We start from the raw sequence: 26569 nt of genomic DNA on the forward strand, positions 1-26569 counted from the left end.
CAACAGCGTCTACGGCGCGTCGAAGGAGATCGACCGTGCCCGGGCCCTGAAGGAGCTCTTCCCCGCGTTCGGTGCCGCGCTGGCTGCGGGTGAGATCACCGAGCGCCACTGCGCCGTCCTCGTCGACCAGACCCGGTTCCTCACCGACCCCGAGGTCCTCGCGACGATCGAGGCGGCGGCGTTGGAGAAGGCCCGGACCCTCACCGCCTCCGAACTGCGGAAGCACCTCGACAAGCTCATCTCCCGCCACGACCCCGACGCGACCGTCCGCGCGCACAAGGCCGTCGCGACCCGGGACGTGTACCGCCAGCCGATCGGCGACGGGATGGCGTTCCTCGGCGTCACGCATCAGGCGCCGGTGATCGACGCGGTGTTCGACGCCATCGATGCCGCGGGCAAGGCGCTGCGCGCGCAGCGCGGCGGCGCCGACGCGCTGCGCGCGGGGAACGAGGACGCCGCCGCGGGTGCCTGCCGCGCGGACGCGCTGGCCGCTCTCGTGCTCGGGACCCGCAACGAGGAGGGCGCCCTCGTCTACGACGCGTCGCGCACCCAGACCGAGCTGCACGTCGTGATGGACCTCGGCACCCTGCGCGGCGAGCGCGACGGCCTGGCACTGCTGAACGGGACTCCGATCCCTGCGCCGATCGCGCGGGAGGTCGCCGGTGTCGCGGAGTCCTGGCGACGGCTGGTCGTGGACCCGGTCGACGGGCACCTGCTCGACTACGGCACCCGCCAGTACCTGCCCGCCGCCCTGCGGGAGCACGTCCTGCACCGCGACCCCATCTGCCGCCGACCCGGGTGCACCCGCCGCGCCCAGGAGATGGACCACGCGCTCCCGTTCCCCGAGGGCGCGAGCGACACCGCGAACTGCGGCGGGCTGTGCTCGCGCTGCCACCAGGTGAAGACCGCCGGGCACGCCACCATCGAGGACAGCGCGGCCGACGGGTCGGGCACCTGGGTCACCCGATGGCGGCAACGCATCCGCATCCCGGCCCAGCCGGTGCTCGAACCACCGGAGCGACCAGTGCCACCGAGTGGACCACCCGCTGCCCCAGCGGGTGCGGCACCACCCTGCGCTGCGTCGGACGGGCACACCGCCGCCGACCCTGACGACGGTCACGAGGCAGCGGATCCCGCGGAACGCCCGCCGTTCTGACCCCCAGCCGCGCGGCAGCGACGCACGCCGTCCTCATTCCCGGGGCGTCACGCGTGCGCGCCTTCCCCCCACGGCGCCTCCACGTTCCGAGCGTCCGAGGAAGAGCTCTACGTCGCCCCGCTCCGGGCGCGAGCGCCGGTCCGTCGTGCCGACACGCCCGGCGCCGGGCCGAGCGGCGGGCCGTCGGCTCTCCGCACGCAGCTGCCGGAGCACGGCTGCGACCGATCCACGCGTTGTGCCGTGCGACGGCCTGCTGGCGGTGTGGCGTCGTCAGGCCTGGGCGACGTGGCCGCGCGGGAGTGGCGACGGCGTCAGTGGCGGGCGGGGCTACGGACGAGGCGCCTCTCGCGCAGGTCGATGCTGCTGCCGGCGTCGTCCGCACCCCATGGACCCAGGCAGCTGTAGTCGTGCACGTGGATCTGGTCCCGGTCGAGGGGGCGCCCGTCGGGGTGCAGGGGCCGTCCGTGCCGCCACCACTCGGCGCGCCCGTCCGGTCCTTCGATCGCCGGGCCGTCGGCGCGGTGCAGCCAGCCGAGGTACCACCACTCCGTGGTGCCGTCCGGATGCACGACGGCCGGCCCGTCCACACGGTGGAAGAGCCGGCCGTCGTGCAGCCAGATCCGCGTGCCGTCGGGCAGCACGTGCCCCGTCGGCTGCGCGAGTCCCCCCGAGACATCCACGGACGCACCGTAGGACGGTCGTCACGCGCGGAACACCCTCACGGGGCAGAGATACTCCATCCGGGCCACACCGATCGGGCGATGATGCGCACAGCGTGACGACGCTCCCGCTCACCGCACGCAGCGTGACCACCCGGGCGCCCGGGCCTCCGCCGCTCGGTCACGCGGCGGCAGGCGCGCGATCGCCGGTCAGCCGTCGTGGACCGGCAGCGCAGCCGCGATCTCGGCGGCGATGTCCTGCGGGTCGCGGTCGTCGACGTCCACCACCTGGTGCGCGGTGGCCTCGTAGAGCGGCTCACGGCCCTCGTTGAGACGGCGCAGGGTCTCGAGCACGTCGTGCCCGGCGAAGAACGGCCGGTCGTGCCCGTCGCCCACCCGGGCCGCGAGCGTCTCGAGGCGCGCGCGCAGCCAGACCACCCACCCGCCCTGGCGCAGGTGGTCGCGCATCGGCTGCGTGGTGATCGTGCTGCCCGGGATGCCGGCCACGAGGGGCGCGGGCATCGCCAGGATCTCCTCGACGACGAGGCCCTCGAGCATGTGCAGCCCGTCGGCGCCCCGGGTCGCGGCGACGTCGGGCGTCGCCTGCCCGGCGAGGTGCGCGACGATGTCGTCGTTGTCGACGTACGGCCAGCCGGTGCGCGCGGCGAGCGCGCGGCCGACGGTGGACTTGCCCGACGCCATCATGCCGATCAGCAGCACCCGCGTCGGCTCCGGTGCGCTCATGCGTCCGAGAACTGCACGACGACCTTGATGTCGTCGGGCCCTCGCTGGAAGGCGTCCTGCACGTGCTCGGGCGCGACGCTGCGCGACACCAGCCGACCGAGCCAGTCGCGGTCGGCCCGTGCCAGTGCCTCGGCCGCCCGGTAGAAGTGCCGCCGGTTGGCGTTGACCGACCCGACGACGACGTTGTTCTGCAGCACGAGCTCGGTCGCGACGTCGGCCGCCTCCAGACCCGTGGTGCGCCCGCCCGACCCGACGCCGGTGAGGCACACGACCCCGCCCGCGCCGACGGCCTTGATGACGTCCACGATCACCTGGCCCACCCCGGTGCACTCCACGACGACGTCGGGCGCGAAGCCGAGGTCGAGGGCGCCGCCCGTGTGGTACGTCGCGCCCAGCGCCCGCACGAGGTCCGGCTTGGCGCCGCTGTCCATGCGGTCCAGCACGTGCACGTCGAGCCCCCGCTGCACCCCGAGCATCGCGGCGAGCAGGCCGATCGGCCCGGCGCCGGTCACCAGCACGGTGCGCGGCGTCCAGAAGGCGCGCCCCTCCATGTGGGCCACCTGCTCCCACGCCTTGGTCACGACCGTGGTCGGCTCGAGCAGGACGCCGAGCAGCCCGAGCCCCGGGTCGAGCCTGGTCACGTAGCCGGGCTCGATGCGCCACCGCTCGGACATGAAGCCGTCGAGCGACTTGATGCCGCGCTCGGTGTACTGGCCGTTGAGGCACATGTCCCACTCCCCCACCGCGCAGCTGGGGCAGGGCACGGGGTCGGGCCGTCGCACGATGCCGACGACGAGGTCCCCCGGCGACACGCCGGCGCCCTCGGGCGCCTCGAGGACGCGGCCCAGCGACTCGTGCCCGAGCACCAGGCGCTCGCGGCCCGGCGGCGACCAGCCGTAGGCGCCGCTCGCGATCTCGACGTCGGTGCCGCAGATCCCGACGGCGACCGCCTCCACCAGGATCGCGCCCTCGCTCTCGGGCGGCTCCGGGACGTCGGACACCGCGAGGCTGCCCGCGGTCCTCGGCACGACGGTGATCGCCTTCATCCGCGCTCCTCGACGTCGACGCTGCTGGCTCGACGGTAACCCGGGCGACCGTCGTCCCGCCCGCCCGTCACGAGGACGACGTCCGCCCGTCGGCCGCCGTTCCCTCCCCCGGCACCGGGGGGTCCGCGGGTGGTGCAGACTCGGGCGCGTGACTTCGACCACCGAGAGCCCCCAGGTCCACGACGTCGACGACGCGGCGCTGCTCGGCTCGCTGCGGTGGTACCGGCGGGTCGTCCTCGGCAAGGTCGCCGGCCTCACCCGCGCCCAGGCGACCTCGATCGTGCTGCCCAGCGGCGTCACCCTGCTCGGCATCGTGCAGCACCTCGCGATCGTGGAGCGCGAGTGGTTCGGGCACTGCTTCCGCGGCGAGACGCTGGAGGTGTGGGAGGACGACGCGACCTTCCACGTCGACCCCTCGCTCTCCCTCGAGGACGTCGTCGAGGACTACCGGGCCTCGTGCCGCCGCTCCGAGGAGGCCGTCGCCGGCGCCTCCTTCGACGAGCACACGCGCGAGCCGCACTGGTTCTTCGGCACCACCACGCTGCGCTTCGTCGTGCAGCACATGGTCAAGGAGACCGCCCGCCACGCCGGGCACATGGACATCCTGCGCGAGCTCACCGACGGCGTCACCGGCGACGACCAGGTGCCCGACGACGTCTGAGCCGCACATGCGCGGCGAGCGCACGCGACTGCTCCGAACCCGCCCGCGGGCGCCGCGCCATGGTCGATGATCGACGGATGAACGACCAGCAGGCGCAGATCATCTCCTACCCCGCCCCGGGCAGCCGTCCCGCCCGTGCCTCGTCCGACACGACCCCGCCGCACGTCATCGTGCTGTTCGGGGCCACCGGCGACCTGGCCCGGCGCAAGCTGCTCCCGGGCCTGGTCCACATCGCTGTCTCGTCCCTGGCCCCGCCGATGCGCATCGTGGCCACCTCGCTCGAGGAGTTCGACGACGACGAGTTCCGTGCGTTCGCCCACCAGGCCGTGACCGAGTTCGGCAACCACGACGTCGACGACGAGCAGTGGCAGGCCTTCGCCGCGCACCTGTCCTACGTCCCGCTCGGGGCCGGCCCGGTCACTCTCGGCGCGGCGGTGCGCGCGGCGCAGGACGAGCTGGGGCCGGACACGCGCCTCCTGCACTACCTGAGCGTGCCCCCGAAGTCGGCGTTCGACGTCATCCGCACGCTGCGCGAGGCCGAGCTGGTCGAGAGCTCGCGCGTGATCATGGAGAAGCCCTTCGGCACCGACCTCGACAGCGCCGTCGTGCTCAACGACCACCTGCACGAGACGTTCGACGAGAGCCAGATCTTCCGCATCGACCACTTCCTCGGCAAGGAGGCGGCGCAGAACATCCTGGCCTTCCGCTTCGCCAACGGCCTGTTCGAGCCGATCTGGAACCGCAACTTCATCGACCACGTTCAGATCGACATCCCGGAGACCCTCGGCCTCGGCCGACGCTCGCACTTCTACGAGGCGACCGGCGCCTACAAGGACATGGTGGTGACCCACCTGTTCCAGGTGCTCGCCTTCGTCGCCATGGAGCCGCCGACCGCGCTCGAGCCCCGGGCCATCAGCGAGGAGAAGAACAAGGTCTTCCGATCGCTGCTGCCCGTGGACCCGCTGGCGGTGGTGCGCGGGCAGTACACCGGCTACCTCGACGAGCCGGGCGTCGCGCCCGACTCGGACACCGAGACCTTCATCGCGCTGCGCTGCGAGCTCGACAACTGGCGGTGGGCCGGGGTGCCGTTCTTCCTGCGCACCGGCAAGCGCATGGCCGAGGGCCAGCGGATCATCTCCATCGCCTTCCGCGAGGCGCCCCGCACGATGTTCCCGGCCAACTCGGGCGTCGGCTCGGCCGGGCCGGACCACCTCACCTTCGACCTCGCGGACGCGTCCAAGGTGTCCCTGTCGTTCTACGGCAAGCGCCCCGGCCCCGGGTTCCGGCTGGAGAAGCTGTCGATGCAGTTCTCGACGCAGGAGACCAACCGCGCCAAGGACGTCCTCGAGGCCTACGAGCGGCTGATCCTCGACGCGATGCGCGGCGACCACACGCTGTTCACCACGGCGGAGGGCATCGAGAGCCTGTGGGCCCGCTCGGCCGACCTGCTGGCCGACCCGCCGCCGGTCAAGCCCTACGCCCCCGGCACGTGGGGGCCCAACGCGATCCACCAGCTCGTGGCGCCGCACGCCTGGCGGCTGCCGTTCGAGCGGGTCTGGCGCGAGTCCCACTGACGGCGTCGGCCCTCGCGCGGCCGGGCCCGCGTCAGTCAGCGCACGGTCATGCCGGCGGCGGCCGCGGCCCGCTCGACCCCGCCGTCGCGCACGAACCGCTCGGCGGCGGCGAGCTCGGGGGCGAGGTAGCGGTCCGGCCCGGGGCCGGGCACCGTCTCGCGCAGCGCTCGCACCACCGCCCCGGTCACCGGCGAGGGCTCCAGGGGCGCGCGCAGGTCGATGCCGCGCGCCGCCGCGACCAGCTCGACGGCCAGCACGCGACGCAGGTTGTCCAGCGAGGTGCGCAGCTTGCGGGCGGCCGACCAGCCCATGGACACGTGGTCCTCCTGCATCGCCGAACTCGGGATCGAGTCCACCGAGGCCGGCGTCGCGAGGCGCTTGTTCTCCGACACCAGGGCGGCCTGCGTGTACTGCGCGATCATCAGCCCGCTGTCGACGCCGGGATCGTCCGCGAGGAACGGCGGCAGGCCGTGGCTGCGGGCCCGGTCGAGCAGCCGGTCCGTGCGCCGCTCGGCGATCGAGCCGAGGTCCGCGCTCACGATGGCCAGGAAGTCCAGCACGTAGGCCACCGGGGCACCGTGGAAGTTGCCGTTGGACTCCACCCGGCCGTCCGGGAGCACCACCGGGTTGTCCACCGCGGCGGCCAGCTCGCGGCCGGCCACGAGCCGCGCGTGCGCGAGCGTGTCGCGCACGCCGCCCGTCACCTGGGGCGCGCAGCGCAGCGAGTACGCGTCCTGCACGCGGGTGTCGTCCTCGAGGTGCGAGGCGACGATCGCCGAGCCGTCGAGCACGGCGAGCATCCGGGCCGCGCTGCGCGCCTGGCCGGGGTGCGGGCGCAACGGCTCGTGCAGCTCCGGGACGAACACGCGGTCGGTGCCGAGCAGAGCCTCCACGCTCATCGCCGCGGTGACGTCGGCGACGTCGCACAGCTGCTCGAGGTCGGCGATGGCCATGGCCAGCATGCCCAGCATGCCGTCGGTGCCGTTGATGAGCGCGAGGCCCTCCTTGGCCTCGAGCACGACGGGCTCGATCCCCGCCGCGGCGAGCAGCGGAGCCGACTCCGCCTCCACTCCGTCCGGTCCGGTCGCGTGGCCCTCCCCCATCAGGACGAGCGCGCAGTGCGAGAGCGGGGCGAGGTCGCCGCTGCAGCCCAGCGAGCCGAACTCTCGCACCACCGGCGTGATGCCGGCGTTGAGCAGCGCCGCCATGGTCTGCGCGACGACGGGGCGGATGCCGGTGCGGCCCGAGGCGAGCGTCTTCAGGCGCAGGAACATCAGCGCCCGCACGACCTCCCGCTCGACCGGCTCGCCCATGCCGGCCGCGTGCGAGCGGATGAGCGAGCGCTGGAGCTGCGCGCGCAGGTCCGGGGAGATGTGCCGGGTGGCCAGCGCGCCGAACCCGGTGGAGATCCCGTACTTGGGCTCCGCGGCCGCGGCGTACTCCTCCACGCGCGAGCGCGACACGACCATGGCGTCGAGCGCGGCCTGGGTCAGCTCGACCCGGGCGTCGGCCCGGGCCACGGCGACGACGTCGTCGAGCGTGACGCCGTGGGTGTCGAGGCGGACGACGGACTCGGACATCGGGGCACTCCTCGGTCGGTGGAGCCGGTCGGGTCGGGCGGGCGGTTCGGCGGCGGTTCGGGCGGGATCGGGGCGGTCGGCTCGGGTCAGCGCACGCGGGCGCCCGCGCGGAACACCGAGCGCACCAGCGGGACACCCGGACGGTAGGCCAGGTGGACGTGCGACGGGGCGTCGAGCATCACGAAGTCCCCCCGCATCCCCGGTCGCAGCGCGCCGACGTCCGTGCGGCGCAGCGCCCGGGCGCCGCCTGCGGTGGCCGCCCAGAGCGCCTCCGCCGGCGTCATGCGCATGTCGCGGACGGCCACGGCGATGCAGAAGGGGATGTTGGTCGTGTACGACGAGCCCGGGTTGCAGTCCGCGGCGAGCGCCACCGTGACGCCGGCGTCGAGCAGACGGCGCGCGTCGGGGTAGGCCGCGCGGGTGGAGAACTCCGCGCCGGGCAGGAGGGTGGCCACCGTGCCGCTGCCGGCCAGTGCCTCGATGTCGGCGTCGTCCACGTGCGTGACGTGGTCGGCCGAGGCGGCGCCCACCTCGACCGCCACCTGCACGCCCGGCCCGGGGCCGAGCTGGTTGGCGTGCACCCGTGGCTGGAGGCCGCGCGCCATGCCGGCGCGCAGGATCTCCCGGGCCTGGTCGCCGTCGAAGGCGCCGCGGTCGCAGAACACGTCGATCCACGTGGCATAGGGCGCGCAGAGGTCGAGCATCTCGCCCGTGACGAGCGCGACGTAGTCGTCGGGACGGTCGGCGTACTCCGGCGGCACGACGTGCGCGCCGAGGAAGGTGAGCTCCTCGACGTGCTGCGCGGCCGCCTGGAGCGACCGCAGCTCGTCCACCGACGACAGCCCGTAGCCGGACTTGCACTCCGACGTCGTCGTCCCGCTCAGCGCCGCCTCGCGCACGAGCCGCCCGACGTTGGCGGCCAGCTCCTCGTCGCTCGCGGCGCGCGTGGCCGCCACGGTCGAGGCGATGCCGCCGGCGGTGTAGGGCCGTCCGGCCATGCGCGCGGCGAACTCGTCGGCGCGGTCGCCGGCGAACGCGAGGTGGCCGTGGCTGTCGACGAAGCCCGGCACCACCGCGGCGCCCGCGGCGTCGATGCGACCGCCGTTGTCCGACGCCGAGGCGCCGGCGCGGGGGCCGGCGTAGACCACCTCGCCGGCGTGGACGACGAGGGCGGCGTCGCGCAGGATCCCAAGGGGTCCCTCGCCCGCCTCCGGGTCGTTGGTGACCAGCTCGCCGATGTTGTCGACGAGGACGCTGCCCGCGCGTCCTCCCGGGGCGATCCTCAAGCCCTCAGCCGTTCTCTCGCATCGGGATCCGTACTCCTCGGTCGTCCGCGACCTCGCACGCGCGGTCGTAGCCGGCGTCGACGTGACGGATGACGCCCATGCCCGGGTCGTTGGTGAGCACGCGCTGGAGCTTCTCGCCCGCGAGCGCGGTGCCGTCGGCCACGGCGACCTGCCCCGCGTGGATCGAGCGGCCGATCCCGACGCCGCCGCCGTGGTGGATCGACACCCACGAGGCGCCGGAGGCGACGTTGACCATCGCGTTGAGCAGCGGCCAGTCCGCGATCGCGTCGGACCCGTCGGCCATGCCCTCGGTCTCGCGGTAGGGCGAGGCGACCGAGCCGCAGTCGAGGTGGTCGCGCCCGATCACGATGGGCGCGGAGAGCTCGCCACTGGCCACCATCTCGTTGAACCGCACCCCGGCGAGGTGGCGCTCGCCGTAGCCCAGCCAGCAGATGCGGGCCGGCAGGCCCTGGTAGTGGACGCGCTCCTGCGCCATGGGGATCCAGCGCTGCAGGTTCTCGTTGTCCGGGAACATCTCGAGGATCGCGGCGTCGGTCTTCGCGATGTCGGCCGGGTCGCCGGAGAGCGCGGCCCAGCGGAACGGGCCCTTGCCCTCGCAGAAGAGCGGGCGGATGTAGGCGGGCACGAAGCCCGGGAAGTCGAACGCCCGCGCGTAGCCGGCGAGCTGCGCCTCGCCGCGGATGGAGTTGCCGTAGTCGAAGACCTGGGCGCCCTTGTCCAGGAAGCCCACCATCGCCTCGACGTGACGCGCCATGGACTCGCGCGCGCGCTCGGTGAATTCCTGCGGGTCCTTGGCGGCGTACGTCGCCATGTCCTCGAACGCCACGCCGAGCGGCAGGTAGCTCAGCGGGTCGTGCGCCGAGGTCTGGTCGGTGACGATGTCGATCGGCGCGTCCATCGCGAGCAGGGCCGGGACGACCTCGGCCGCGTTGCCCAGGAGCCCGATCGACAGGCGGCGCCGAGCATCCCGCGCCTCGACCGCCAGCGCGAGCGCGTGCTCGATGCTCGTCGCCTCCACGTCGAGGTAGCGGTGCTCGATGCGACGGGCGATGCGGGACGGGTCGCAGTCGATGCAGATGGCGACGCCGTCGTTCATCGTGACCGCGAGGGGCTGGGCCCCGCCCATGCCCCCGAGCCCCGCCGTCAGCGTGATGGTGCCCGCGAGGGTGCCGCCGAAGTGCTGCTGGGCGACGGCCGCGAAGGTCTCGTAGGTGCCCTGGAGGATCCCCTGCGTCCCGATGTAGATCCACGATCCGGCCGTCATCTGGCCGTACATCGTGAGCCCGAGGTGCTCCAGGCGGCGGAACTCCTCCCACGTCGCCCAGTCGCCCACCAGGTTCGAGTTGGCGATGAGCACGCGCGGCGCCCACTCGTGCGTGGTGAAGACGCCGACCGGACGGCCGCTCTGCACGAGCATCGTCTCGTCGCCCTTGAGCGTGCGCAGCGTGCGCTGGAGCGCGTCGAACGAGGCCCAGTCGCGCGCCGCCTTGCCGGTGCCGCCGTACACCACGAGCTTGTCCGGGTGCTCGGCCACCTCGGGGTCGAGGTTGTTCTGGAGCATCCGCAACGCCGCCTCCTGCTGCCACCCGAGGGCGGAGAGCTCGGTGCCGCGGGCGGCGCGGACGGGACGGGGACCGGAGACGGTGGCGGTCATGGCTGCTCCCCTGGTGCGGGCGGGCGGGCGGGACCAGCACATTCCACCGGTCGCCGGTGGTGGCCGTCGCGCCCTGCCGGTCGCTAGTGTCTGGGATCCCAGACAGTCGACGGGACGGGAGCACGCGCATGGGTGCCGGTCACGTCCCCGCCGCCCGGCAGGCCCTGGGCATCCTGTCCTTCCTCGCGACGCGCCCGGGCCCGGTGGGCGCCGCGGTGATCGCGCGCGAGGTCGGCCTCCCGCGCAGCACGGCGTACCACCTGCTGGCCGAGCTCGTCGCCGCGGACTTCGTGGTGCACCTGCCGGAGGAGCACGCCTACGGCCTGGGCGTGGCGGCGTTCGAGGTGGGGTCGGCCTACCTGCGCCACGACCCGCTCGAGCGGCTGGCGCGGCCGCTGCTGGCACGACTGGTGGAGCAGGCGCAGCAGACCGTGCAGCTCGGCATCCTCCAGGGCAACGAGACCGTCTACCTGCTCAAGGAGCAGCCCCGGGCGCCGCTCACGCTCATCACCGACGTCGGGGTGCGCCTGCCCGCGCACCTCACCGCGAGCGGCCGGGCCATGCTCGCGCACCTGCCCGCGGCCCAGGTGCGGGCCCTGTTCCCCGGCGCCGAGGCGTTCACCTCGCGCACCGGCCGCGGCCCCCGGTCGCTGCGCGAGCTGCGCGAGCTGATCCGGGTCGAGCGCCGGCGCGGCTGGGCCGAGGAGGACGGCTTCGTGACGGCGGGGCACGCCTCGGTGGCTGCGGCCGCGTTCGACCACGGCGGCCGGCCGATCGCCGCGGTGGCCGTCACGTTCTCCGACGACGTCGAGCCCCGCCGGCGCGAGCGCCTCGGCATCGCCGCCGTGGCGGCCGCCGACGCGTTGACGGTCCGGATCTCCGGGCGGCGGCCGCCCGGGGCGGCTCAGGTCGAGGCGCTGTAGGTCTCGCGCCAGGAGTGCTGCGGCTCGTACCCGAGCATGCGGCGCGCCTTGTCGATCGACAGCAGCGTCCCGTGGCCCTCGACCGGACGGGTGAAGGGGACGCCGGGGAACACCTCGGCCGCCAGCCGCTCGCTCGGGGTGCTCATGCACGTGTCGGCGTTGGCGATGACGAACACCTCGTAGCCCACGAGGTCCGCCTCGAGCGCGCGCCGCACGGCCTGCGCCCCGTCGCGCGCGTCGATGTAGCCCCACAGGTTCCAGCGCCGGGCCCGGTGGTCGTGCTCGAAGGACGGGAAGGCGAGGTAGTCGTGCGGCTCCATGACGTTGGAGAACCGCAGCCCGATGATCGTCGCCGTGGGGTCCCAGCGGCAGAAGTGGTGGGCCAGCTCCTCGTCCACGGCCTTGCCGAGCGAGTAGCTCGACTCCGGCCGCACCCGGTACTCCTCGTCGACCGGCAGGTAGGGCGGCGGCTCGTCGAACGGCAGGCCGAGCACGGTCTCCGACGACGCCCACACCACGCGCCGGATCCCGGCGACCCGCGCCGCCTCGAACACGTGGTACGTGCCCAGCACGTTGTTGGCGAACGTCGCCGCGTTGGGCGCGAGCCCCGGGGCGGGGATGGCGGCGAGGTGCACGACGCCGTCCACCGAGCCGTAGCGGTCGTCGAGGCCTGTGAGCGCGCCGACGACCTGCCCGTAGTCGGTCAGGTCGACCCGCGCCGTCGGCGCCGGCGCATCAGGAGGCACCACGACGTCGAGCACGTGCACCTCGTGCCCGTGCTCGAGCAGGTCGGCCACCACCGCCCGGCCGAGCTTTCCCGACCCACCGGTCACCACGTACCGCGCCACCGTGCACCTCCTGGGGAACCAGCCCTCACCCTGTCACTGCGGCCAGGCGTACGCACCCGGCGTCCGTCAGCGCCGGATCGTCCGCGACCGCGGCATCGGCGCGTCCATGAGCCGCCGGTACGGCACGGTCAGCGGCCGGGCCGCGCCCTCGAGGAGGGCGTGCGGGTCCGTGCTCGCGAACAGCTGCGCGAGCCGGGCCACCACACCGGTCCACCCCGTCTGGTGCGACGCCCCGATCCCCGCGCCGTCGTCCCCGTCGAAGTACTCGTAGAAGAGGATGTCCTGGTTCCACACGGGGTCGTTCTGGAACTTCTCGGCTCCCCCGAAGACCGGACGCCGCCCCGCCTCGTCGCGACGGAACGTCGACACCAGGCGGGCGCTGATCTCCTCGGCCACCTCGAACAGCGTCAGCTCCCGTCCCGAGCCCGTGGGGCACTCGACCCGGAAGTCGTCGCCGTAGTACAGGTAGAACTGGAGCAGGGCGCGGACGAGCAGCACGTTGACGGGGAACCACACCGGGCCGCGCCAGTTGGAGTTGCCGCCGAACATCCCGCTGCGCGACTCCGCCGACTCGTAGGCGACGGTGTAGCTGGCGCCGTCCACCTCGAAGACGTACGGGTGCTCCTCGTGCCACTTGGACACCGAGCGGATCCCGTGGGGGCCGAGGAACCTCTCCTCGTCGAGCATCGAGGCCAGGATCCGGCGCAGCTTGTCCTCGTTCACCAGCGCCAGCAGCCGGCGTCCGGCGACCCCGGGCACGGTCGGGTCGGCCACGCCGGTGAGCAGGTCGCCGTTGCGGGCGAGGTAGTCGCGGATCTGCGCGAGCACATCGGGGAACCGGTCGAGCACCTCGGCCGGCACCACGGACGTCGCGCACAGCGGCAGCAGGCCGACCAGCGAGCGCACCTCGATGCGCCTCCCGGTGCCGTCGGGCATCCGGAGGACGTCGTAGAAGAAGCCGTCCTGCTCGTCCCACATCTCGTCCGGGTTGTCGCCGAGCGGGTCCATCGCCAGCGCGATCTGGAAGAAGTGGTGGACGAACTTGACGATGAAGGTCTGGTAGCGGTCGTCGTGCTCGGACAGCGCGATGGCCAGCTCGAGCATGTTCTGGCTGAAGAACGCCATCCAGGCGGTGCCGTCGGACTGCTCGAGCGTGCCGCCGGACGGGACCCCCTGGCTGCGGTCGAACACGCCGATGTTGTCGAGGCCGAGGAAGCCGCCCTGGAACACGTTGCGGCCGCTGGGGTCCTTGCGGTTGACCCACCAGGTGAAGTTGAGCAGCAGCTTGCCGAAGGCCTCCGCGAGGAAGTCGACGTCGTCGGCGTCGACCATCGAGGTGCCGTCGTCGGCCATGTGCCGCTCGAGGCCGTAGACCAGCGCCAGCGCCCACGCGTGCACCGGCGGGTTGACGTCGCTGAAGTTCCACTCGTACGCAGGGATCTGGCCCGTGGGGTGCAGGTAGGGCGAGGAGAGCATCAGGTCGAGCTGGTCCTTGGCGAAGTCGGGGTCGACCATCGCGAGCGCCACCGTGTGGAACGCGAGGTCCCAGGCGGCGTACCACGGGTACTCCCACTTGTCCGGCATCGAGATGATGTCGTCGTTGACCATGTGGAACCACGACGCGTTGCGGACGCCGGGGCGCGTCGGTGGGCGCAGCGGGTGGCCCCCGTGCTCGCGAAGCCACACGTCGAGGTCGAAGTAGTAGTGCTGCTTGGTCCAGAGCATCCCGGCGAGCGCCTGACGCATGACCGAGGCGGTGTCGGCGTCGAGCGACGGCGGGGTGATCGCGGCGTAGAACTGGTCGGCGTCGGCCGCCCGCGCCGCGAGGACGTCGTCCGGCGCGGGGCCGGGATCGGCCGCGCCCGGTGCCCGGCGGGAGAGCCGGAGGGTGAACGACACCTCGCCGTGCGCGGGGACGACGGCGTGCAGCCGCGCCCCGGCCTTGGTGCCCGAGTCCGCACGGACGGCGCCTGCCTCGCCCTGCACGATCGCGCGCCCGATCCCGTCCTTGACGAAGGGCGAGGCGCTGGGCGTGCCGAAGAGACGCTCGTTGTTGGTCTCGTTCTCCGTGAACATCAGCTGCGCCTGCTCGGGGACGTGCAGGTACCAGTCGCCGAGGGTGCCGTGGCGGGCGTGGACCCCGCCCGGGACCGCCCGCAGCGACGGCTTCGCGTCGTCGCGGCCCCACGACCAGGTGTTGCGGAACCACAGCGTCGGCACGACGTCGATGGGTGCCGGGTCCGCGCCGCGGTTGCGCACCGTGATCCGCGCGACGAGGTCGTCCGGGGCGGCCTTGGCGTAGTCCACCTCGACGTCGAAGTAGCGGTCGTCGTCGAACACGCCGGTGTCGATCAGCTCGTACTCGCTGTCGTCGAACCCGCGCTGCGCGTTCGTGCGCACGAGGTCGTCGTAGGGGTAGGCGGCCTGCGGGTAGCGGTAGCGCCAGCGCATCCAGGAGTGCGTCGGCGTGTTGTCGACGTAGAAGTAGTACTCCTTCACGTCCTCGCCGTGGTTGCCCTCCTGGTTGGTCAGCCCGAACAGGCGCTCCTTGAGGATGGGGTCGGCGCCGTTCCAGAGTGCCAGCGCCAGGCACAGCAGTCCCTTGTCGTCGCTCACGCCGGCGAGGCCGTCCTCGCCCCAGCGGTAGGCGCGCGAGCGCGCGGCGTCGTGGGAGAAGTACGACCACGCGTCGCCGTCGTCGCTGTAGTCCTCGCGGACCGTGCCCCACTGACGCTCGCTCAGGTAGGGGCCCCACTGCCGCCAGGGCACCCCTTCGCGCGCCTCGCGCAGCCGCTGCTCCTCGACGGTCAGGTCCATCCCGCCTCCCCGGTGTCAGCGGTCAGCCTAGGGAGGCGGCAGCCGGACGCCAGCCGGGACGGGGAGACCGCCGACCCCGTCGCCGGCCGGCGGGCTCAGCCGTGCGAGCGCAGGATCATCCGCAGCATCCGGATGCTCACCGCGCCGAAGCGCCACGCCTGGAGGGGGACGTTGGTGCGCTGGTGGACGGTGCGCTCGGTCGGCATCGGCGCGGTGTAGGCGGCCGGGTCGGTCAGGCCGGCGGGCGCGGGGGCGGGCTGGCTCTCGGCCGGGGTGCTGGTCATGGTGTCCTCGTTCGGCGGGTGGGCGGGGGTCACTCGGGGATGAACTTCCAGCCGGGCTTGGCCTTGGCCTTGTAGATGAACATGTGGTGGAGCAGGTGCTTCATCCAGTGCCCGGCGAGGCCGATCTCGCCGGTGGTCTCGTCGAGGCTGCGGCCGTACTCCGGGAACTTGTCGTAGTCCGGGACGACCGGGTACATCGTCATCGACGCCGCGGTGCCCTTGGTGAACCCGGCGCCCGCGGAGGCCACGCACGCGGCGCCCATCTGGGCCATCGAGGCGTGGTGGGTCGGTGTCGACGCACCCTTCGTGATCATGTCCGCGATGCTCTGCGCGACGGCGCGGCCCATGAGGCCGGACGGCATGCCGGTGCGCGGCGGAGCCGGCGCGATGACGGTGCCGTTGGGGCTGGTGCGCGGCTGCGAGATCGGGTGCGGCGGCGCGAACGCGATGCCGATGCCGAACACGTTCGGGTACGTGGGGCTGACGTAGGTGCTCGGCCAGTCCGAGGCCTTCCACTCGTCGTACTTCTTGGGCGTGTAGTCGGCGTCCACGCGCAGGAAGCCGTTGGGCGCGAACACCGTCGCGGTGATGTCCTCGCCGGCCTTGTCGAAGGCCTGGAGGTCCTGGCCGCGGAAGGGCGGGAGCAGCATCGCGAAGTCGAAGTCGAGCGAGCTCTCGGTGCCGTCGAGCGTCTCGTAGAAGAGCCGGCCCTCCTCGATGCGCTGCACGTGCGCGCGCAGGATGGACTTGACGCCGCGCTCCTTGAACAGCGACTCGGTCCACAGCTGGCTGCTGGTGACGAAGCCGTTCTGCTTGAACGACAGCCCGCCGACGCCGAAGTCGCCGAGCTCGTACTCGTTGGTGAGGTAGATGACCTCGGCGAGGTCGCGCACGCCGCGGCTGCGCAGCTCGTGCTCGACGTTGAACGTGTACTCGAACGCCGCGCCCTCGCAGGTGCACGTGCCGTGGCCGACGCCGATCACCAGGGTCTGGCGCTCGCCGCGCTGGAGCCGCGCGATGACCTCCTCGAGCTTGCGCGCCGCCTCCGTGGCGTGGCCGTACGTGCACACCGAGACGGTGTTGCCGCCGTCCGGGCCGAGGCCCGGGGTGGCGCCGAAGTTCAGCTTGGGGCCGGTGGCGTTGATGAGGTAGTCGTACTCGATGCTCTGCGTCTCCCCCGCCCGGGCCGGGTCGGTGTAGACGACGTCGACGAACCCCTTCGAGGTGGACGCGTCGCCCTCGGGGTGCAGCGCCACCGCCTTGGCCTGGCGGAAGTCGATCCCCTTCTTCGCGTAGACTGGCGCGAGCGGGAAGGTCACCTGGTCGGCCGCCATCCGCCCCACCCCGACCCAGATGTTGGAGGGGATCCAGTTCCACTGGGAGTTGGGCGACACCACCACGACCTCGTGGGGGGCCTTGAGCATCCGCCGCAGGTGCAGCGCGGCGGTGTGACCGGAGATCCCGGCCCCGAGGACGACGACACGAGCCATGGTCTCTCCCGGACGATCGGCGGCGACCACCGTGGTCGCACAGCCTAGCCTTATACCCCTAGGGGTATAGGTGTCCACTCGAGCGGGCGGGTCGTGCGGGACCCGCGAGGCGCGGCGTCCCGCTGCGCGGGAAGGCGGCCGCCCGGGCGTGGGACGGGTGGCTCAGGGCCGGAGGCGCGTCACGGAGGCGACCCGCTCGCGGCCCAGCGGCGACAGGTCCACGCTGCCGGCACGGGCGAGCTCGAGCGCCTCGGGCAGATCGAGCGGGCGGCTGAAGACGTAGCCCTGGGCGAGGTCGCAGTGCAGGGCGCGCAGTGCGGCAGCCCCCGCCCACTCCTCGACCCCCTCGGTGACCACCGTGAGGTTCATGGCCTGGGCCATCGCCACGACGCCCTGCACCAGAGCCAGCGAGCGCGGGTCGTGCAGCTCGGAGACGAACAGCTTGTCGAGCTTGAGGATGTCGACGGGCAGGCGGTGCAGGTAGCCCACGGAGGAGTAGCCGACGCCGAAGTCGTCGATGGCCAGCCGCGCTCCGGCCGCGCGCAGGCGGTGCAGCGCCGTCACGGTGTCGGCGTCGTCGCCGAGGTAGACGCCCTCCGTCAGCTCGAGCACCAGGCGCACGTCCGGGGCGAGCCGGTGCAGCTCCCCCACGCGCCGGGCGACGTCGGGGTCGGTGACCTGGAGCGGGGATAGGTTGACGCCGAGGTTCACCGAGCGCCCTGCTGCTCTGGCCAGCTCGCGGCCGCCCGCGTGCGCCTGCTCGAGGATCTGCGATCCCAGCGTGCCGATGAGGCCGATGCGCTCGGCCGCCGCGACGAACACGTTGGGCGGCACCTGGCCGAGGTCCGGGTCGTGCCACCGGGCCAGCGCCTCGAACCCGTCGATGTGCCCGGTCACGAGGTCCACCACGGGCTGGTACTGCACGGTGATGCGGTCCTCGAGCACCGCCGTGCGCACCGCGGCCTCGAGCTGGAGCCGGCCGAGCTCGGCCTCGCGCATGGTGGCGTGGAACAGCTCGGCCCGCGACTTGCCGCGCGACTTCGCGACGTACATCGCCGTGTCGGCGTTGTTGACCAGCATCTCGGCGGTGACCGGCTCGGCACCCGCGAACGCGATGCCGATGCTGGCGCGCACCCGGACGGTGCGGTCGCCGACCGAGAACTCCAGGTCCAGCGCGTCGAGGATGCGCCGGGCGACGTGCTCGGCCTGCGCCTCGCCGGTGAGGTCGTCGAGCAGGATCCCGAACTCGTCGCCGCCGAGGCGGGCCGCGACGTCCTCGCTGCGCAGGCAGCCGAGGATGCGCTGGGCCACCTGCACGAGGAGTCCGTCACCTGTGTCGTGGCCGAGGAGGTCGTTGACCTCCTTGAACCCGTCGAGGTCGACGTAGAGCACCGCGACCAGGCCGCGCGGGGCACGTTGCGCGAGCGACAGCGCCAGCCGGTCGAGGAACACGGCTCGGTTCGTGAGCCCGGTGAGCGCGTCGTGGCGGGCGAGGTAGGTCATCTCGTCGGAGAGCCGCCGCCGGTTGAACGCCGAGACGCCGACCGCGGTGAGCGCCTCGAGCGCCGCTCGGTCGCGCTCGTCGAGCGGCGCGTCGGTGTGCGGGGTGACCACGAGGTGGCGCGTCGGACGGCCCTCGACCTCGATGGCCGCACCGATCTCGGTGCCCTCCGCGGGCTCGTCGCGCACGACCGCAGTGCCGCGGCGCAGCGTGCGCTCCGCCTGCACCACGAGCGAGGCCTCGATCTGCGCGTCGTCGGTCCAGTCCGGCGCCTGGGTGGCCGCCTCGAGCAGGCCCACGAGGCGGCGCTGCGCGATCCGGGTCTCGCTCACCGACCGCACCGCCACCAGGATCGTGCCGACGGGGACGACCAGCAGGAGCAGCGTCCAGCTCGGGTACTGCGCCACGAGCAGCCACGCGAGGAAGCCCAGCGTGTCGACGCTGACGAACGTGGCGAGGCCGAGCGACACCGAGCTCCACCGCAGGAGGCTCCCGAGGGAGACGTCGCCCTCCAGGGCGAGCGAGCCGGCGGTGACGAGCAGGTCGACGGTGAAGTACACGGCGCACGCCACCATGACGGCGACCAGCTGCGCTCCGAGGTCGCCGCCCCGCACGCCCGCCGCCGTGACGATCGCCATGAACACGGCGCCGCCGAGGATGGTGATGCCGACGTTGAAGATCCGCGAGCGCCACGACTTGCGCTGGGTCGCGTTCGCGATCGTCGCGCTCACCGCCCAGAGCGCGAAGGCCTCCACCGGGGGCAGCGCGAGGGAGAGGAAGACCAGCACCGCGGGGTCGAAGCCGATCACGACGTTGCCGGAGCCGTGCGCGATCACGAGGGGGAACCGCGACATCACGACCACGACGCCCACGCACAGCAGCGCGGTCGGGTCGAGGGTGCCCCCGCCGGCGATCCACAGCACGACGGCGGGCACGGCGAGCAGGAGCCCCGCGGCGAAGATCGCGAGGTCGAGCCCGACGGCCACGGTGGCACGGGAGACGCGCGCAGCTGCCACCGCCGCCTCCTCCAGGTTCGACCGGCTCCAGCCCTTCGTGCGATGTCGGCCGGGATCGCCCGCGGCTTGAGGCCGTCACCGGCAGCAGGACGTCGGGCGGCCCGGTTCGCCGGGCGCCGATCCGCACCGCTGCCGATCGGCCCGGCGAGCGTCGCCGCAGGTGGACGGCGGTTCGCCGCGTGTCAGCGAGCGACGATCGCCTGCACGTCACGGGCGATGAGCAGCTCCTCGTCGGTGGGGACCACCAGGGCGAGGGGACGGTCCCCCCGCGAGATCCGGCCGCCCTCGCCCCCGTGCGCCACGTTGGCCGCGGTGTCCACGGCGAGCCCGAGCACCCCGAGGTGCCCGAGGATCCCGGCCCGGACCTCCGGCGAGTGCTCGCCGATGCCGCCGGTCAGCACGAGGGCGTCGAGTCCGCCCAGCGCCACCACGAGGGAGCCCACGGCCTTCGCGGCGCGGTAGCAGAACACGTCGATCGCGAGCGCCGCGTCCGCGTCGCCGTCGCGCGCGGCGTCGACCAGCGTGCGCATGTCGTTGCTGCGGCCGGACAGCCCGAGCAGGCCGCTCGAGCGGTTGAGCTCGGACACCAGCCCCTCGACGTCGAGCCCGAGGCGCGGCGCGAGGTAGCCGAGCGCACCGGGGTCGACGTCGCCGCTGCGCGTGCCCATGACCAGGCCCTCGAGCGGGGTGAGGCCCATCGTCGTGTCGACGCTCGCCCCGTGCCGCACCGCGGCGGCGCTGCACCCGTTGCCCAGGTGCATCGTGACGAGCAGCAGGTCCTCGAGCGGGCGGCCGACGACCTGCGCGGCGCGGGCCGCGACGTAGCGGTGCGAGATGCCGTGGAAGCCGTACCGGCGCACGCCGTGTTCCGTGTACCAGGAGCTGGGCACCGCGTAGCGGTAGGCCACCGGCGGCAGCGTCGCGTGGAACGCCGTGTCGAACACGGCCACCTGCGGCAGGTCCGGGAGCGCCGCGCGCGCCGCCTCGATCCCGGCGAGGTTGCCCGGCACCTGGAGCGGCGCGAGCTCGGCCACCGCCGCGATGCGCCGCGCGACCAGGTCGTCGACGACGACGGACTCGCGCAGGTCGGCACCGCCGTGCACCACGCGGTGCCCCACACCGATCAGGTGCTCGCGCTCGTCGTCGCGCAGCCCCTCGACCAGGTGCTCCACCACGCCGCGGTGCGAGCCGTCGCCCGGCGCGCTCGTTGTCCGCTCGTCGCCCCGGCGCACAGTCACTGCGACGTCGTCGGTGCCGACGCGCTCGGCGAGCGCCGTCAGCGCGCGCGTGCCCGTGACGGGGTCGAGCAGCGCCATCTTCACCGACGAGCTGCCGCTGTTGAGCGCCAGCACGTGCTCGGCCGGGGCCACCTCTCACCCCTCGTTCGGGGCCAGGCTCCAGTCACGCACGTCCGGCATGTCCTGGAGGTGCTCGACGACGTACTGCTCGTGCTCGGCCAGCCGTCGCTCGCAGTACTCCTTGAGCTCGCTGGCGCCGGGCGGGGTGCGCCGCGCGTTGTTGAGGGCGTCCATCACCAGGTGGAAGCGCGACACCTTGTTGCGCACCACCATGTCGAAGGGCGTCGTGGTGGTGCCCTCCTCGATGAACCCGCGCACCCGGAAACGGTCGGCGTCGGGACGGCCGTGGACGAGCTGGTGGATCGCGCCGGGGTAGCCGTGGAAGGCGAACACGACGTCGACGTGGTCGGTGAACAGCTCGTTGAAGAGGGTCTCGTCCATGCCGTGGGGGTGGTCCTTCCGGCGCGGGAGGGTCATGAGGTCGACGACGTTGACCACGCGGGTGCGGAAGTGCGGCAGGTGCTCGCGCAGGATCTGCGCGGCCGCGACCGTCTCCATGGTCACCACGTCGCCGGCGCAGGCCAGCACGATGTCCGGGTCGGCGCTGCCGTCATCCGTGCCCGCCCACGACCACGTGCCCGCGCCGCGAGCGCAGTGCTGGACCGCCTCGTCGATCGTGAGCCACTGGAGCTGCGGCTGCTTGTCGATCACCACGAGGTTGACGTACGACCTCGACCGGAAGCAGTGGTCGGCCACCGACAGCAGGCAGTTCGCGTCCGGCGGCAGGTAGACCCGGCCGATGCTCCCGCGCGTGGTGATGACGTTCTGGATGAGGCCCGGCCCCTGGTGGCTGAAGCCGTTGTGGTCGTTCCGCCACGCCGTGCTCGTGAGCAGGATGTTCAGGCTCGGCACCTCGGCGCGCCACGAGAGGTTGCCGGCCTCCTGGAGCCACTTGCTGTGCTGGATCGTCTGCGAGGCGCTCACCATCGCGAAGGCCTCGTACGTCGCGAACCACCCGTGCCGGCCGGTGAGCGTGTAGCCCTCGAGCCAACCGTGGCAGTTGTGCTCCGAGAGCACCTCCATCACCCGGCCGTCGCGCGAGAGCGAGACGTCCTGGTCCGTGACCCGCTCGGCGAACGCGCGGTCCGACGCCTCGAACACCGCGCCGAGCCTGTTGCTGTTGGTCTCGTCCGGGCAGAAGAGCCGGAAGCGGTCGCCGTTGGCGCGGTAGACGTCGCGCATCATCGCCCCGAGCGTGCGCGTGGACTCCGCGCGCACCGTGGCCGGCGACGGGACGTCGAGCGCGTACGAGCGGAAGTCGGGCAGCTCGAGGTCGCGGGTGAGCAGGCCGCCGTTGGCGTGCGGGCTCGCCGTCATGCGCAGGTCGCCCTGCGGGTTGGCGCGCAGCACGAGCTCGGTGGGGGCGCCGGCGTCGTCGAAGAGCTCCTCGGGCCGGTAGGACCGCATCCACTCCGCGAGCATCGCGAGGTGCTCGGCGTTGTCCTTCACCCCGGACAGCGGAACCTGGTGCGCCCGCCACGTGCCCTGCACCTGCACACCGTCGACGACGTCGGGGCCGGTCCAGCCCTTGGGGCTGCGCAGCACGATCATCGGCCAGTGCGGACGGGCGCCGTCCCACTGCCCCGCGCGCGCCGCGGCCTGGATCGAGCGGATGCGGTTCCAGGCGTCGGCGAGCGCCGCCGCGAAGCGGTGGTGCATGCCGGGCAGGTCCGACCCGTCCACCTCGATGACGTGGTAGCCGTGGCCCGTGAGCAGCTCGCGCACCTCGTCGGGGTCCTTGCGCCCGAGCACCGTCGGCCCCGCGATCTTCGCGCCGTTGAGGTGCAGCACCGGCAGCACCGCGCCGTCGCGCGTGGGGTTGAGGAACGAGATGCCCTTCCACGACCCCTCGAGCGGACCGGTCTCGGCCTCGCCGTCGCCGACGACGGCCAGCGCGATGAGGTCCGGGTTGTCCATGACCGCGCCGAACGCGTGCACGAGCACGTAGCCGAGCTCGCCGCCCTCGTGGATCGAGCCCGGCGTCGTCACCGAGACGTGGCTGGGGATGCCGCCCGGCGCCGAGAACTGGCGGAACAGACGGCGCATGCCCTCCTCGTCGAGGGTCACCTGCGGGAACCGCTCGGTGTAGCTGCCCTCGAGGTAGCTGGCCGCGACGAGGGCCGGTCCGCCGTGGCCGGGGCCGGCGAGGTAGATCATCTCCTGGTCGGTCGCCTGGATCAGGCGCGAGGCGTGCGCGTAGACGAACGACAGGCCGGGGCTGGTGCCCCAGTGCCCGAGCAGCCGCGGCTTGATGTCGTCGGGCGTCAGCGTGGAGCGCAGCAGCGGGTTGGACATGAGGTAGATCTGGCCGACGGTCAGGTAGTTGTTGGCCCGCCACCAGGCGTCGAGCGCCGCGACCTCGTCGTCCGTGGGCTTCGCGAGCCGCTCGACGAGGACGGGGTCCGGTGCGGTTGCGGTGATCGTCATGGGTGCTCCGTGGCGTCGGCGTACGGGACAACCCGACGCTACCCGTGGACCGCGGCCGCCATGCGGCGCACGCCGGTCGTCATCCAGAGTTCACCTGTTGCATGACACGGGAAACGGGCCGCGACCCATTTGCACGCCCGACGACGCCGCAGGGCGCCGGAGCAGTGCCGCTCAGGGCTCGTCGAGCCAGCCCGACTGGCGGGCGAGCGCGACCGCCGCGAGCTGCGTGCCGACGTCGAGCTTGGTCAGGATGCCGCGCACCTGCGTGCGCACCGTCGCCCGGGAGACGACGTACCGCGCGGCGATCGAGTCGACGCTGTGGCCCTCGGCGAGGGCGCGCAGCACCAGGCGCTCGCGCGGGCTCAGCCGTTCGAAGGGGGCGCGCCGGGCCGAGGTGCTCGAGCGCCGGCGGCGCAGCAGGTCCAGCAGCTCGAAGCGCTCGGCCTCGCCGAGCACCTGCTCGCCGGCGAGCGCCGCCCGCACCGCGGCGAGCAGCCGGTCGAAGGACTCCCCCTTGGGCACCCAGCCCAGCGCGCCTCCCTCGACGGCGGCCGCCACCCGGGCGCGGTCGGTCACCCCGGTGACGACGAGCACCTCGCTGCCCTGGTCGCGCACGGGCACGACGAGGTCCACCCCGTCGCCCACGGCCTCGCCGAGGTCGAGGTCGAGCAGCACCAGGCGGGGGCGCTCGCGCTGCACCGCCCCGAGGACGGCCTCCCACGACTCCGGCCGCACGAGCGCCGTGCCGACCCCCTCGCCCGCGAGTGCGAGCCGCAGCGACTCGGCGAGCAGCACGTGGTCCTCGACCACGAGCACGTCCACCCGCGACGGGCCTGCGGCGTCCCCGCTCACCCGCCGGCCCGCGCGTCGGCCGCGGGGGACGTGAGGTCGACGACCGAGGCGGCAGCAGCCGCCACGCCGGTGCCGACCGCATCGGGCGAGACCGCACCGGACGCGTCAGAGCCCTCCGGCGCACCGTCCTCGTCGGGCCGGCCGGCGTCGGTGATCGCCTCGGCCATCGCCGGGCTCGCCGCGGGCAGGGACAGCACGAACCGGGCGCCGCCGCCGGGGCGGTGGCGCAGCTCGAGGTCGCCACCCTGGTCGCGCATGAGCCGGCGCGAGACGTCCAGGCCCAGGCCCGAGCCGGCGCCGGGGCCGAACCCCACGCCGCGCTCGAACACCAGGCCGGTCAGGTCGTCGGGCACGCCCGGGCCACGGTCCTCCACCAGGATCACCGCGACGCCGTCGTACTCCTGCGCGGAGATACGCACGGGGCTGCCGGGCGCGTGCGTGCACGCGTTGACCAGCAGGTTGCGCACCACCTCGGCCAGCCCGTCGGCGCGGCCCAGCACGCGCGCGCCCTCGACGTCGAGGTCGACGGCCAGGCCGTGCTCGCGCATGGTGGTCACCACGGGCTGGAGGGCGGAGTGCACGTCGACGACCTCGACGTCGTCGCGGGCGGAACCGCCGATCAGCCGCCCGAGCCGCTCGAGCTCGACGTCCATCGCCCCGCGCAGCCGGTGCGCGGCCTCCGGGTCGATCGTGTCGCCGTGCCGGTCGAGGGTGACCGATGCCGCACGCAGCGCCGCGATCATCGACCGCGCGTCGTGCACGAGGTCGTCGCGGCGGTTCTCCCACGAGGTGAGCAGCTCCTCGGCGTCGTCGAGCGCCGTGCGTGCCGCTTGGAGCCGGCGCCCCTCGTGCGAGAGCGCGGTCTGCGCGTCGGCGCCGGCGTCGAGGAACACGATCGTCGCGGCCGACAGCGAGAGCAGCGCGACGCCGACCACCCAGCCCCAGCCCCCGGAGTCGCCGAGCACGGCACGCACGATGGCGGAGGCGCCGAGCAGGAGCATGCCGGCGGCCGCCCAGCGTCCGGACGTCGATCGTCGCGGCCCGCCGCCGAGGGCGAGCCCCCCGAGCACGAGCCAGATCGCGGCCGCCGTGGCGTCCAGCCCGCCGGCGAACGTCGGCGAACTGGAGAGCTCGGGCAGCGCGGCGTCGAGCACCAGCACGACGGCGACCACGCCGATGACGGCCGCAGCGAGCCACGTGCCGGCGGTGCGCATCGGCTGGACGCCGGCGTCGACCTCGGCGGCGCGCAGCCCGGGCACGAGGATCGCGGTGACCACGAGCACCGACACCAGGCGCGCCACCGCGCCGAGCGCCGAGGGAGTGGTGTCCGGTGCGAGCATGCGCACGGCCATCGCCATGGGGAACGTGGCCAACGAGAAGACCAGCAGCGCGACGGAGCGCCAGGCCTGCGCCGCCTCGCCGGTGACCTTCCAGCGCGCGTAGCGCAGCAGGCCCGCGCCGAAGAAGAACGCCGTGGCCACGATGCTGAGGGTGTCGGCGACCGGCCGCAGCTCGTCGCCGAGGCCCAGCGCCTGGCAGGCCGCGGCCGCGACGACCGCGACGGCGAGCGATCCCCCCACCGCGAGCGCCAGGCGGCTGCCGGGCGGCCCGGTCCGCGGCTGCGGCACAGTGCGTCGTCGGTCCGGCCCTCGGTAGGACATCGAGCTCACGGAAACTTCCACCCCCGGATTCGCGTGCTCCGCGATCCTGGCCCGTCGGTCGGGGGCTAGGCAATCCACCGATGGGACAGCCAGTCCCACCGAGCGGTGCCGGGCACGGCCGGCTCGGGGGTCCAGTCGAGCAGCGGCCCGCGCAGCAGGTGCTTGGGACGCCGGCGCAGCCGGCGCCACATCGCACGCAGCCCACGGGGCGCCTCGTGCGGGGCGGCGAAGCCGGCCAGCAGCACGTCGAGCTCGCCCGGGCTCTCGTCGGACGGCTGTGCTTCAGCACCATGAGTGACTGTCGAGTCGCCCTCCGTCGCCGTCATGGCCGCGGCACCCACCGGGACGAGCGCGCGGGAAGGCTCCGACCCGGTGCGGGCGGCCGCGCCGACGAGTTCGTCGTCGGGGACGTCGTGGCCGACCGGCTCGTCCACCGGCTCGTCGTCGGTCTCGGCGGCCGGCTCGTCGCCGGCGGACACCTCGGGGAGCGACTCGGCGGGCTCCCCCTCGGCCAGTGACTGCGCGGGCTTCGGGAAGAAGACCCGCCACAGCAGCGCCAGCGCGAGCAGCGAGGTGAGCAGCGAGGCCAGGCCGGCCGGCGACCGCAGGTAGACCAGCAGGAAGCCCACCCGGGGCAGGCGCGCCTGCATGGTGCCGACGACGTCGTCGGGCTTGATGACCCACGGGTCGACGGTGGCGTTGCCGTCGCCCTTGGTGTGCACGATGCCGTCGACGGTGGAGACCACTCGGTGGGTCACGCGGCCGTCGGGGCCGCCGAGCCGGAAGGTGACCACCTGGCCGGGCTCGGGCGGCTGCGCCGGGCCGTCGAGCACGGCGTCGCCGGGCACGAGCGCCGGCACCATCGAGCCGGTGTGCACGACGTAGACGCGGTAGCCGCGGACCCAGCCCACGACGCCGAGAAGGAGGGCGCCGAGGAGCGCCGCCACGAGGGCGCCCGCGAGCACCCGTGCGACGACCTTCACGACGACCTCCTCCTGCGACGTCCGCGGA

At 73.5% G+C, this 26569-nt stretch carries 19 protein-coding genes and 1 pseudogene; 4 read left to right on the forward strand and 16 right to left on the reverse strand.

Annotated elements, in window-relative coordinates:
- On the forward strand, positions 1-1156 hold a 1156-nt coding region (locus GC157_17130), incomplete at its 5' end, for a DUF222 domain-containing protein (protein MBI1379180.1).
- A 311-nt stretch (positions 1157-1467) separates the two neighbouring features.
- On the opposite strand, the gene GC157_17135 is transcribed toward GC157_17130, so the two are convergent.
- From GC157_17135 to GC157_17145, 3 genes are all read right to left on the reverse strand, one after another.
- On the reverse strand, positions 1468-1836 hold the full coding sequence (locus tag GC157_17135; GenBank protein MBI1379181.1) for a hypothetical protein: 369 nt from the start codon (positions 1834-1836) through the stop codon (positions 1468-1470).
- Between the two features lie 189 nt (positions 1837-2025).
- Positions 2026-2559, reverse strand: coding sequence for a serine transporter (locus GC157_17140; protein ID MBI1379182.1), 534 nt, complete (start codon positions 2557-2559; stop codon positions 2026-2028).
- Complete coding sequence (locus tag GC157_17145) at positions 2556-3605, reverse strand: alcohol dehydrogenase catalytic domain-containing protein (GenBank protein MBI1379183.1); 1050 nt, start codon at positions 3603-3605, stop codon at positions 2556-2558. Before GC157_17145 ends, GC157_17140 begins: the two co-directional genes overlap by 4 nt.
- On the opposite strand from GC157_17145, the gene GC157_17150 reads away from it, so the two are divergent.
- A complete protein-coding gene (locus tag GC157_17150; GenBank protein ID MBI1379184.1) occupies positions 3484-4266 on the forward strand; it encodes a DUF664 domain-containing protein in 783 nt (260 codons plus the stop codon). The genes GC157_17145 and GC157_17150 overlap by 122 nt on opposite strands.
- A 135-nt stretch (positions 4267-4401) precedes the next feature.
- Positions 4402-5840: pseudogene (locus GC157_17155) on the forward strand (glucose-6-phosphate dehydrogenase).
- Positions 5841-5875: 35 nt separating this feature from the next.
- Here the strand turns inward: GC157_17155 and hutH are convergent.
- The 3 genes from hutH to GC157_17170 all read right to left on the reverse strand — a co-directional run bounded on the left by hutH (position 5876) and on the right by GC157_17170 (position 10381).
- Complete coding sequence (gene hutH / locus GC157_17160) at positions 5876-7420, reverse strand: histidine ammonia-lyase (GenBank protein MBI1379185.1); 1545 nt, start codon at positions 7418-7420, stop codon at positions 5876-5878.
- 86 nt (positions 7421-7506) lie between these two features.
- Positions 7507-8706 carry an imidazolonepropionase gene (locus GC157_17165; GenBank protein ID MBI1379186.1) on the reverse strand — a complete coding sequence of 400 codons (1200 nt, stop codon included), beginning with the start codon at positions 8704-8706 and terminating at the stop codon, positions 7507-7509.
- A gap of 4 nt (positions 8707-8710) precedes the next feature.
- Positions 8711-10381 (reverse strand): urocanate hydratase, encoded by a 1671-nt coding sequence (locus GC157_17170; protein MBI1379187.1) that lies wholly within the window; start codon positions 10379-10381, stop codon positions 8711-8713.
- 128 nt (positions 10382-10509) lie between these two features.
- Between GC157_17170 and GC157_17175 the strand changes: the two genes are divergently transcribed.
- Positions 10510-11304: a helix-turn-helix domain-containing protein gene (locus tag GC157_17175; protein MBI1379188.1), complete on the forward strand. Its 795-nt coding sequence runs from the start codon at positions 10510-10512 to the stop codon at positions 11302-11304.
- On the opposite strand, the gene GC157_17180 is transcribed toward GC157_17175, so the two are convergent.
- The 10 genes from GC157_17180 to GC157_17225 all read right to left on the reverse strand — a co-directional run bounded on the left by GC157_17180 (position 11286) and on the right by GC157_17225 (position 26541).
- A complete protein-coding gene (locus tag GC157_17180; protein MBI1379189.1) occupies positions 11286-12152 on the reverse strand; it encodes an NAD-dependent epimerase/dehydratase family protein in 867 nt (288 codons plus the stop codon). The genes GC157_17175 and GC157_17180 overlap by 19 nt on opposite strands.
- 66 nt (positions 12153-12218) lie before the next feature.
- Positions 12219-14969 carry a glucosidase gene (locus tag GC157_17185; protein ID MBI1379190.1) on the reverse strand — a complete coding sequence of 917 codons (2751 nt, stop codon included), beginning with the start codon at positions 14967-14969 and terminating at the stop codon, positions 12219-12221.
- A gap of 95 nt (positions 14970-15064) precedes the next feature.
- Positions 15065-15253 carry a hypothetical protein gene (locus GC157_17190; GenBank protein ID MBI1379191.1) on the reverse strand — a complete coding sequence of 63 codons (189 nt, stop codon included), beginning with the start codon at positions 15251-15253 and terminating at the stop codon, positions 15065-15067.
- Positions 15254-15282: 29 nt separating this feature from the next.
- Complete coding sequence (locus GC157_17195) at positions 15283-16743, reverse strand: NAD(P)/FAD-dependent oxidoreductase (protein MBI1379192.1); 1461 nt, start codon at positions 16741-16743, stop codon at positions 15283-15285.
- A gap of 162 nt (positions 16744-16905) precedes the next feature.
- The gene (locus tag GC157_17200) at positions 16906-19260 is read right to left on the reverse strand and encodes an EAL domain-containing protein (protein MBI1379193.1); all 2355 of its coding nucleotides are present in this window, start codon (positions 19258-19260) and stop codon (positions 16906-16908) included.
- 182 nt (positions 19261-19442) lie between these two features.
- Complete coding sequence (locus GC157_17205) at positions 19443-20576, reverse strand: acetate/propionate family kinase (GenBank protein ID MBI1379194.1); 1134 nt, start codon at positions 20574-20576, stop codon at positions 19443-19445.
- Positions 20577-20633: 57 nt separating this feature from the next.
- Positions 20634-23045, reverse strand: a complete 2412-nt coding sequence (locus GC157_17210) for a phosphoketolase (protein MBI1379195.1) — start codon at positions 23043-23045, stop codon at positions 20634-20636.
- A gap of 171 nt (positions 23046-23216) precedes the next feature.
- Positions 23217-23897: a response regulator gene (locus GC157_17215; protein MBI1379196.1), complete on the reverse strand. Its 681-nt coding sequence runs from the start codon at positions 23895-23897 to the stop codon at positions 23217-23219.
- Positions 23894-25525, reverse strand: coding sequence for a hypothetical protein (locus GC157_17220; GenBank protein ID MBI1379197.1), 1632 nt, complete (start codon positions 25523-25525; stop codon positions 23894-23896). Before GC157_17220 ends, GC157_17215 begins: the two co-directional genes overlap by 4 nt.
- Positions 25526-25623: 98 nt before the next feature.
- Positions 25624-26541 (reverse strand): signal peptidase I, encoded by a 918-nt coding sequence (locus GC157_17225; protein MBI1379198.1) that lies wholly within the window; start codon positions 26539-26541, stop codon positions 25624-25626.
- Between the last annotated feature and the right edge of the window lie 28 nt (positions 26542-26569).

Source organism: Frankiales bacterium (genome assembly GCA_016125335.1).
Taxonomy (GTDB): Bacteria; Actinomycetota; Actinomycetes; order S36-B12; family CAIYMF01; genus Longivirga.

Bases quoted from the DNA above. Each gene is read 5' to 3' on its own strand.
- hutH (MBI1379185.1), bottom strand. From the start codon at position 7,420: ATGTCCGAGTCCGTCGTCCGCCTCGACACCCACGGCGTCACGCTCGAC.
- GC157_17185 (MBI1379190.1), bottom strand. From the start codon at position 14,969: ATGGACCTGACCGTCGAGGAGCAGCGGCTGCGCGAGGCGCGCGAAGGG.
- GC157_17170 (MBI1379187.1), bottom strand. From the start codon at position 10,381: ATGACCGCCACCGTCTCCGGTCCCCGTCCCGTCCGCGCCGCCCGCGGC.
- GC157_17190 (MBI1379191.1), bottom strand. From the start codon at position 15,253: ATGACCAGCACCCCGGCCGAGAGCCAGCCCGCCCCCGCGCCCGCCGGC.
- GC157_17205 (MBI1379194.1), bottom strand. From the start codon at position 20,576: ATGGCGCTGCTCGACCCCGTCACGGGCACGCGCGCGCTGACGGCGCTC.
- GC157_17140 (MBI1379182.1), bottom strand. From the start codon at position 2,559: ATGAGCGCACCGGAGCCGACGCGGGTGCTGCTGATCGGCATGATGGCG.
- GC157_17210 (MBI1379195.1), bottom strand. From the start codon at position 23,045: ATGACGATCACCGCAACCGCACCGGACCCCGTCCTCGTCGAGCGGCTC.
- GC157_17175 (MBI1379188.1), top strand. From the start codon at position 10,510: ATGGGTGCCGGTCACGTCCCCGCCGCCCGGCAGGCCCTGGGCATCCTG.
- GC157_17195 (MBI1379192.1), bottom strand. From the start codon at position 16,743: ATGGCTCGTGTCGTCGTCCTCGGGGCCGGGATCTCCGGTCACACCGCC.
- GC157_17145 (MBI1379183.1), bottom strand. From the start codon at position 3,605: ATGAAGGCGATCACCGTCGTGCCGAGGACCGCGGGCAGCCTCGCGGTG.